This window comes from Pseudoalteromonas simplex, assembly GCF_015278155.1.
GTDB lineage: Bacteria > Pseudomonadota > Gammaproteobacteria > Enterobacterales > Alteromonadaceae > Pseudoalteromonas > Pseudoalteromonas simplex.
This window is the reverse complement of record NZ_JADILN010000049.1, coordinates 1-396: the sequence shown is the minus strand read 5'-3', so window position 1 is coordinate 396 and position 396 is coordinate 1. Positions and strand designations below refer to the sequence as shown.

The following is a 396-nucleotide window of genomic DNA, read 5'->3' as shown; positions in this document are numbered from 1 at the left end:
TAAAAAGAAAGTTTAAAATTAAGTGTTGACTCGAAAAATTAAGGATGTATTATACGCATCCCTAGCGACAACGTCGCAACGTTCTTTAACAATATAAAGCAATCATCTGTGTGGGCACTCGTACAGATTGAGTTCTAACAGCAGATTCCAGTTCGCTAGATGACGCAAACAAATTTAGAGTCTCAAATGTAACTGAGTGACTATATAGTCAATTCGATTTCTCTTTATTTATAGAGGGTAATCAAAATTCAGAATTCATTGAGCATGGTTTGAAGTTTACTTCAAACAAAAAACTTTTAATTGAAGAGTTTGATCATGGCTCAGATTGAACGCTGGCGGCAGGCCTAACACATGCAAGTCGAGCGGTAACAGAGAGTAGCTTGCTACTCTGCTGAC

1 rRNA gene is annotated in these 396 nt (G+C 37.4%); it reads left to right on the top strand.

Going from position 1 to position 396, the window contains the following annotated elements:
* Positions 1–297: 297 nt before the first annotated feature.
* Positions 298–396: ribosomal RNA gene (locus IRQ78_RS20475) — 16S ribosomal RNA — on the top strand; the annotation flags it as partial.